The organism is Protofrankia sp. Cas8 (assembly GCF_963555845.1).
Lineage (GTDB): Bacteria > Actinomycetota > Actinomycetes > Frankiales > Frankiaceae > Protofrankia.
Map to the genome: position 1 here is coordinate 1 of NZ_CAUVXI010000075.1, position 8,097 is coordinate 8,097.

Below are 8,097 nucleotides of genomic sequence, written 5' to 3' on the forward strand. Positions count from 1 at the left end.
ACACCGTGACGGTCAGCGGGGTGCGTGACATCGCCGGCAACGTGCTTGCCGCTCCGGTGACGTGGACCTTCACCACCGTTGTGCAGCCGTCGGTTGACGGTCTGTGCCCGTGCGGGATCTGGTCCGACGCGGCCACTCCGGCGAACATCACCGAAGCCGACACCGGTGCGGTCGAGCTCGGAGTCAAGTTCCGCTCCGACGAGGACGGAAAGATCACCGGTATCCGCTTCTACAAGGGGCCGGCGAACATCGGCACCCACACCGGCACGCTGTGGTCGTCCACGGGTACCCAGTTGGCCACCGGCACGTTCACCGGGGAAAGCAGCACCGGTTGGGAGACGCTGACCTTCGCCACCCCCGTGAGCATTGTCAAGAACACCACCTATATCGCCTCGTACCACACCACCACCGGTCGGTACTCCACGACGGCCAACCAGTTTGCCTCGGGCGGGGTCGACAATCCTCCGCTGCATGCCCTCGCCAACGGTGCGGACGGGGCGAACGGTGTCTACATCTATGGCACGCACGCCTTCCCGTCGCAGCCGTCAACCACGAACTACTGGGTTGACGTGGTCCTGGCGCTACCACCGGACGTGACACCGCCGACGATTGCCAGCGCGAGTCCGGGTACGGGCGCGAACAGCGTCCCGGCTACCTCCTCGGTGAAGGCGACCTTCAGCGAGCGCGTCACGTCGTCGAGCATCGTGATGACACTGACCGACGCTCAGAACAACAGCGTCGTCGCATCGACGGTGACCTACGACGTGTCGAGCAAGACGGTGACGCTCGCCCCGACCGCCGCGCTGGCGTCCGGTCACAGCTACACCGTGTCCATGTCGGGGGCGAGCGACCCGACCGGCAATACGATGGCGCCGGTATCGTGGTCCTTCACAACCTCGGGCCTGTGTCCGTGCTCGATTTTTGAAACAACGTCCATCCCGGCCACCGTGGATTCCGGCGATACCCAGGGAGCCGAGCTCGGCGTACACTTCACTGCTGATGTCAACGGCTGGGTGACCGGGTTGCGCTTCTACAAGAGCGCGGCCAACACCGGCACCCATGTCGGTACGCTGTGGACGAATAACGGCACGGCGCTCGCGACCGCAACGTTCACGAACGAGAGCGCGTCCGGATGGCAGCAGGTGAGTCTTTCCTCGGCGGTCGCGGTTACCGCCGGCACCACCTATGTTGCGTCCTACCATGCTCCGAACGGTCATTATTCGGCGACTGGCGGCATACTGAACACCGCTGTCAACAATGCGCCGCTGCATGCGCCGGACAGTGCAACCGCAGGTGGCAACGGCCTGTATCTGTACGGCGCCGGTGGATTCCCCGACCACAGCTTCAACGGTGCCCATTACTGGGTGGACGTGGTGTTCAGCACGACCGCACCACCGGACGTTACACCACCAGCGGTAGCGGTGCGGTCACCTTTGGGTGGCGCGTCGTCTGTGCCGGTGGACGTGACGCCGCAGGCGACCTTCACCGAAGCGGTCACCCCTTCGACGGTCACGATGATCGTGTCCAGCGGGGCCGGGTCGGTCTCCGGATCGGCTGCCTATGACGCCGCGACTCTGACGGAAACCTTCACCCCCGCCGCCGCGCTGGCGCCGGGCACTCAGTACACTGTCACCGTCAGTGGGGCCAAGGATGCTGCTGGCAACACGATGTCGTCCACCAACTGGACGTTCATCACAGCCAGCGCATCCAGTCCGACCGGACCGTTCTCGCTTTGGAGTGACTCGACAGTGCCGGGATCCGTCGACGCGGGCGACGCCAACGCGGCGGAGCTGGGTGTGCAGTTCATACCCTCGGTGAACGGTCAGATACTTGGAGTCCGCTTCTACAAGTCGGTGGCGAACACCGGTACGCACACGGGAACGCTGTGGAGTAGCTCCGGTACGGCACTCGCCACCGCCACGTTTACCGGTGAGTCAACTACCGGATGGCAGGAGGTTCACTTCTCGACACCGGTAGCTGTCACAGCGGGTAACACGTATGTGGTCTCTTACCACACCAACGTCGGTCACTACGCTGCCACCGGCGGGTACTTCCTGTCGTCCGGGCTGACGAGCGGACCGCTCACCGCACCGTCCAGCGGTTCGTCCGGTGGAAACGGTGTGTATACCTACTCGGCTGCCTCGGCGTTTCCCACGGGTACGTATAATGCCGCCAACTACTGGGTCGACGTGGTGTTTGATCCGACCTCGTAACCCCGCGGTCGCGGGGTGATTCGCTGCGGAGTTTGCCGGGTGCGCTCGCCGTGCCCGGCAAACCCGTACTGTCATTTTGGGGGGAAAGCGTTGTCCTTGATCGGCGCCGCCGTCGTCGGTGCGGGGTACTGGGGTCCCAACCTCGTCCGAAACATCCAGGGGAGCTCGGAGTTTCGGCTCAGATGGCTGTGCGACATCGACATCGACCGCGCCCGTGCGGTTGTCGGTTCGTACGGCGATGTCCGGGCCACCGACCGTCTCGATGACATTCTTGATGATCCAGAAGTGCAGGCGGTGGCCATCGCCACGCCGGCCGCCACCCACGTGGACGTTGCCCTGCGGGCCTTGGACGCGGGCAAGCACGTGCTCGTCGAAAAGCCGCTCGCCTCATCGGTGGCGGAGGGCCGCAAGCTGGTCGACACGGCAGAGTCCCGTGGCCTCGTTCTCATGTGCGACCACACCTACTGCTACACGCCGGCGGTCATGAAGATCCGCGAACTCGTCCGGTCCGGCACTCTCGGCGAGATCCAGTATGTCGACTCGGTGCGCGTCAACCTCGGTCTTGTTCAGCGCGACGTCGACGTGATCTGGGATCTTGCCCCGCACGATTTGTCGATCTTTGATTTCATCCTGCCGGACGGGGTGACGCCCGAGGCTGTGACGGCTACCGGCGCCGACCCGATCGGCGCGGGCAGGGCCTGTGTCGGCTACCTGTCGATGGCGCTGTCCAACGGTGCGATCGCCCACACCCATGTGAACTGGCTTTCGCCGATCAAGGTTCGGACGGTGATCGTCGGCGGTTCGCGGCGGACCCTTGTCTGGAATGACCTCAACCCCGCGCAGCGCCTGTCGATCTATGACCGTGGGGTCGATCTCGCGGAAGCCGACGTGCTGGAAAGTGAGAGCAGGCGGAACATGATGATCTCCTATCGCAGTGGCGACATGATCGCCCCTGCGCTGGCCGAGCGGGAAGCGCTGAGTACCGTGATGACCCAGTGGGCGACGGCTATCGACACTGGGAACCCGCCCGCGACCGATGGTCGCGCCGGCCTGCGGGTCCTGGGAATGCTCGAAGCGGCGTCGCGCAGTCTGCGCTCGGGCGGCGCCCGCGTCCCGCTGCTGGAGGTCGCCCGATGACCGGGGCCGCGGACAGCGTCGCAGTTCCCGCAGGCGCCGCAGTTCCCGCAAGCGCCGCAGTTGACCTTGCCGGCACCCGGTGCCTGGTCACCGGTGGCGCCGGCACGATCGGTTCGACCGTTTGTGATCAGCTTGTCGAGGCGGGCGCGGCCGAGATCGTGGTGCTCGACAACCTGACGCGCGGCCGCGAGGCCAACCTTGCGACCGCCATGAGTTCCGGGCGGGTGCGCCTGGTCAACGGTGACATCTGCGACCGTGCGCTGCTGGCGGAGCTGATGCCCGGTACCGACGTCCTGTTCCACCTCGCCGCCATCCGGATCACCCAGTGCGCCGAGGAACCACGGCTGGCGCTCGAGGTACTCGTCGACGGGACCTTCGACGTCCTGGAAGCCGCGGTCGCCGCCGGTGTACGCAAGGTGGTGGCCTCGTCGTCGGCATCGGTGTACGGCCAGGCGTCGGCGTTCCCCATCTCTGAAGATCATCATCCTTATCACAACGACACGATCTACGGCGCGGCGAAGGTCTTCAACGAAGGTCTGCTGCGCAGCTTCCATGCCATGTACGGCCTTGACTACGTCGCGTTGCGGTATTTCAACGTGTACGGGCCGCGCATGGACGTCCACGGCGTCTATACCGAAGTCCTGGTGCGGTGGATGGAGCGGATCGCCGACGGCCAGCCGCCGCTCATCCTCGGCGACGGCACGCAGACCATGGACTTCGTGTTCACCACGGATATCGCCCGGGCCAACCTGGCGGCGGCGCAGACGGACGTCACCGATGAGGTCTTCAACGTCGCATCCGGCGTCGAGACCTCGTTGCGCGAGCTTGCCGAGGCCTTGGCCGCGGTGATGGACGCCGGTCATCTCGGCCTGGAGTACGGACCTGCGCGTCGGGTGAATCCGGTGGCCCGCCGTCTCGCGGACACCTCCGCAGCCGCGTCCCGGCTGGGTTTCAAGGCCGAGGTCGGCCTCGCCGACGGTTTGGGGCAGCTGGTGCAATGGTGGCGCGAGGCGCGGCCGGAGCTCACCTCATGAGCTCCCCGCCGCCGCTCCCACGTCCGCGCGAGCTTGTGGTGTGTAGCTCCGGTACGTCCTGGGACGGGATCTGGTTCCCGATGCGGCATGTTGCGCTGCATCTGTCCCGCCAGATCCCGGTGTTGTGGGTCGACCCGCCGATCTCTTACCTCACACCGCTGAAGGACCGCAACACCGCCGCTGCCCTGCGTCGTCCCCGGCTGCGCGTGGTCCAGCCGGGAATCATCAGGCTGACGCCGGTCACTCCGCCCGGGGTGAGTCGTCCGATCATGCGGGAAGCGGCGCGACTGGCCGCCCGGGACGCCGTCCGGCGGGCTCTGCGCCGGATCGGTGCGACGGTTCGCGCGGTCATCGTGGACTCCCTCGCCGACATGCTCGATGTCGCTCCCGGCGCGCGTCGGGTCTTCTACGGCACCGATGACTTCGTCGCCGGTGCCGAGCTGATGGGCGTGTCCAGACCATGGCTGGAGCAGGCCGAGCAGCGTCAGCTTGCCAAGGCACATGTGGTTGTGGGGGTCTCCCCGGTGCTGGTGGACCGGTGGCGGGCCATGGGCACCGAGCCGGTGCTGGTGCCCAACGGCGTCGACGCCGGTCACTTCGCGGACTGCGACAACGCGCCGCTGCCGCAGGACGTGCACCTTGCGTCCCCGATCGCGGGCTTTGTCGGGCACCTCTCCGACCGTATTGATCTGACCCACCTGGAGGCCGTGGCCGATCGGGGCATCTCCATCCTGCTCGTCGGGCCCCGGCAGGCGACATTCGAGATCAAGCGTCTGGATGCGCTGCTGTCGCGGCCCAACGTGGAGTGGGTGGGTCCGAAGGCGTTCGCGGACCTGCCATCCTACCTGCGCATGATCGATGTGGGGCTGACGCCGTACACCGACTCAGCCTTCAACCAGGCCAGTTTCCCGCTCAAGACCCTTGAGTACCTGGCCGCGGGCCGGGGCGCGGTGAGTACCGATCTGCCCGCCAGCCGGTGGCTGGACACCGATCTGCTCAGTATCGGCGCGAGCCCGTCGCGGTTTGCCGAGGCGACCGCCGCGGCGCTGGACGTGGTCCGCACCGATGGCCTGGCGGCTGCCAGGCGAGCGTTTGCCCTCCAGCATGACTGGGCGGCCCGCACGGCGGAGCTCGCGCAGCTGTGCGGCCTGCCGCCGGGGCCTGCCGGTGATTTCGCGGGTGTCGCGGCGATCGCCTCGTTGAAGGGAGTCGACCGATGAGTGCGATTCCGGTGATGACGCCCTGGCTGGGCGAGCAGGAGGCGCAGGCGGCGGCGGACGCGGTCCGGTCGGGATGGGTGGCGCAGGGGCCGCGGGTCGCCGAGTTCGAGGGTGCGTTTGCCGACCGTCTCGGTGGCGGCGAGGCGGTCGCGGTGTCGTCCTGCACGACCGCGCTGCATCTCGCGCTGGTGCTGTTGGACATCGGCCCCGGTGACGAGGTGGTGGTGCCGTCCCTGTCGTTCATCGCCACCGCGAACGTCGTCCGCTATGTCGGCGCCACTGTTGTGTTCGCCGACGTCGAGGCGTCCACCGGCAACATCACGCCAGCCACGGTGGCTCCCGTCCTCACCGACCGCACCCGGGCGGTGATTGCCGTGCACCAGGGCGGGGTACCCGCCGATGTGGACGGGGTTTCCCAGCTGTGCGGGCCGCGCGGTGTCGCGGTGATCGAGGATGCGGCCTGCGCCGCCGGGTCGACGATGAACGGTCGGTCGGTCGGCGCGGGCGCACCGCTTGCGGCCTGGTCGTTTCATCCGCGCAAGCTGCTCACCACCGGTGAGGGGGGCATGCTCACCACCACCGACCCCGCCTGGGCCGCACGTGCCCGGCGGCTGCGCGAGCACGGGATGAACGTGAGCGCGGCCGAGCGGCACCGCAGCCGAGCGCCGGTGTTGGAAAGCTATGTCGAGACCGGTTTCAACTACCGGATGACCGACATCCAGGCCGCGGTCGGGCTGGTCCAGCTGGCAAAACTCGACGCGATGGTCGACCGTCGACGCTTCCTTGCCGAGCGTTACCAGCGGTTGCTTGCTGCGATCCCAGGGTTGGTGACCGTAGCTGACCCGCCGAACGGGACAACGAACTACCAGAGCTTCTGGATCGTGCCGCCGAGGTCAGCGGTCAGTCGCAACGAGCTGCTCGCTGCGCTGGCCGAGCGTGGGATTTCGGCGCGACGTGGCATCATGGCCTCCCATCTCGAGCCAGCCTATGGGGGCCATCGCCGTGACGATCTTCCCGTCACCGAATGGCTGACCGAGCAGTCACTCATTCTGCCGCTGTTCCACACGATGACCGAGCAACAGCATGATCGTGTGGTCGAGGCTCTGCTGGACATCACCGCTGGTGGCGGTGCGGGCGGTGCTGGTGCGGGCGCTGCTGGTGCGGATCTGGCGGATGCCGCGCTCGGACAAGGCGTGCGCAGACCGTGAGGATCCTGGTCTATCCCCATATGATGGAGATCGGGGGAAGTCAGCTCAACGCGGTGGAGCTCGCCGGGGCGGTGCGGGACCTCGGCCATCAGGTGACCGTCTTCGGGGTGCCGGGTCCGCTTGTCGACACGGTTCGTGATCTTAAGCTTGACTATGTCGCGTCGCCGAAGCCGGGGCGTCGGCCGTCGCCCAGGGTGATGAGCGCGCTGTGCCAGGTGGTGCGCGAGCGCCGGATCGACCTGGTACACGGCTACGAGTGGCCGCCCGCGTTGGAGGCGTTCTTCGGGCCGCGGACGAGGATGGGCGTGCCGGCGTTCGCCACGGTGATGTCCATGGCGGTCGCCCCGTTCCTGCCCGCGACCATGCCCCTGGTGGTGGGCACCGAGCTGATCGGCGAGTCCGCCCGGGCCGCCCGGCGCGGTCCGGTCGACCTCATCGAGCCACCGGTCGACGTGCGTCTCAACGCCCCGGAGGCGGTTAGCGACGCTGCGCTCACCCAGCTGCGAGCGCGTTTCGATCTGGATCCGGCTAACCTCCATGTGGTCGTCGTGTCACGGTTGGCAACCGAGCTGAAGCTGGAAGGACTCCTGGCCGCGGTCGACGCGGTGGCACGGCTGGCGGCGGACATGCCGGTTCGGCTGGTGGTGGTCGGTGACGGCCCCGCGCGGGACCAGCTTGCCGCGCACGTCGCGCGGGTCGGCGCCGTCCGGGGCCGACAGGTGGTCGTGCTCACCGGTGAACTTACCGATCCACGCCCCGCCTACGCCCTCGCCGACATCTCGATCGGCATGGGCGGGTCGGCCCTGCGGGCGTCAGCTTTTGGCAAGCCGCTGGTGGTCCAGGGCGAGGGCGGCTTCTTCGAGCTGCTGACTCCCGACAGCGTGGCGACATTTCTCTGGCAGGGCTGGTACGGCATCGGCGAGGGCGACCGGATCAGCGGTGCGCGCAGACTGGTCAAGATCCTTGCGCCGTTGCTCGCCGACGCGGACCGTCGTCGTCAGCTGGGTGATTATGGTCGCGAGCTGGTGACGCAACGTTTCTCGCTGGAACGCGCGGCTCGCGTCCAGGAGGCGCTGTACACCCGGACGCTGGCAACCGGCGCCAGCCGGCCGGACGTGCGCACACTCGGGGTCAGCGCGGCCGGCCTGTTCGCCCACGAGGTGCGACGGCACTATGACCAGCTGCGCGGGCAGGCGGCGTTGGACGACTTCAACGCCCGTCGCGTGCAGCCCGGTAACCCCAAGGCGCGGGGCGGCTCGGGGACGGCCGCGGCGCCGGCGTCCGT

The 8,097-nt window shown here is 67.5% G+C and carries 6 protein-coding genes; all 6 read left to right on the forward strand.

Annotation, left to right across the window (positions count from 1 at the left end):
- On the forward strand, positions 1-2,213 hold a 2,213-nt coding region (locus U9977_RS12975), incomplete at its 5' end, for a DUF4082 domain-containing protein (protein ID WP_322749500.1).
- Between the two features lie 90 nt (positions 2,214-2,303).
- Positions 2,304-3,350 carry a Gfo/Idh/MocA family oxidoreductase gene (locus U9977_RS12980; protein ID WP_322749501.1) on the forward strand — a complete coding sequence of 349 codons (1,047 nt, stop codon included), beginning with the start codon at positions 2,304-2,306 and terminating at the stop codon, positions 3,348-3,350.
- Complete coding sequence (locus U9977_RS12985) at positions 3,347-4,384, forward strand: SDR family NAD(P)-dependent oxidoreductase (protein WP_322749502.1); 1,038 nt, start codon at positions 3,347-3,349, stop codon at positions 4,382-4,384. The genes U9977_RS12980 and U9977_RS12985 overlap by 4 nt, the downstream gene beginning before the upstream one ends.
- Before the next feature lie 80 nt (positions 4,385-4,464).
- Positions 4,465-5,604 carry a glycosyltransferase gene (locus U9977_RS12990; RefSeq protein WP_322749503.1) on the forward strand — a complete coding sequence of 380 codons (1,140 nt, stop codon included), beginning with the start codon at positions 4,465-4,467 and terminating at the stop codon, positions 5,602-5,604.
- Complete coding sequence (locus U9977_RS12995; RefSeq protein WP_322749504.1) at positions 5,601-6,812, forward strand: DegT/DnrJ/EryC1/StrS family aminotransferase; 1,212 nt, start codon at positions 5,601-5,603, stop codon at positions 6,810-6,812. Before U9977_RS12990 ends, U9977_RS12995 begins: the two co-directional genes overlap by 4 nt.
- On the forward strand, positions 6,809-8,097 hold a 1,289-nt coding region (locus U9977_RS13000), incomplete at its 3' end, for a glycosyltransferase (RefSeq protein WP_322749505.1). The genes U9977_RS12995 and U9977_RS13000, both read left to right, overlap by 4 nt.

Excerpts from the sequence above, each read along its gene's own strand:
- U9977_RS12985 (WP_322749502.1), top strand. The coding sequence starts at position 3,347 with ATGACCGGGGCCGCGGACAGCGTCGCAGTTCCCGCAGGCGCCGCAGTT.
- U9977_RS12990 (WP_322749503.1), top strand. The coding sequence starts at position 4,465 with ATGCGGCATGTTGCGCTGCATCTGTCCCGCCAGATCCCGGTGTTGTGG.
- U9977_RS12995 (WP_322749504.1), top strand. The coding sequence starts at position 5,601 with ATGAGTGCGATTCCGGTGATGACGCCCTGGCTGGGCGAGCAGGAGGCG.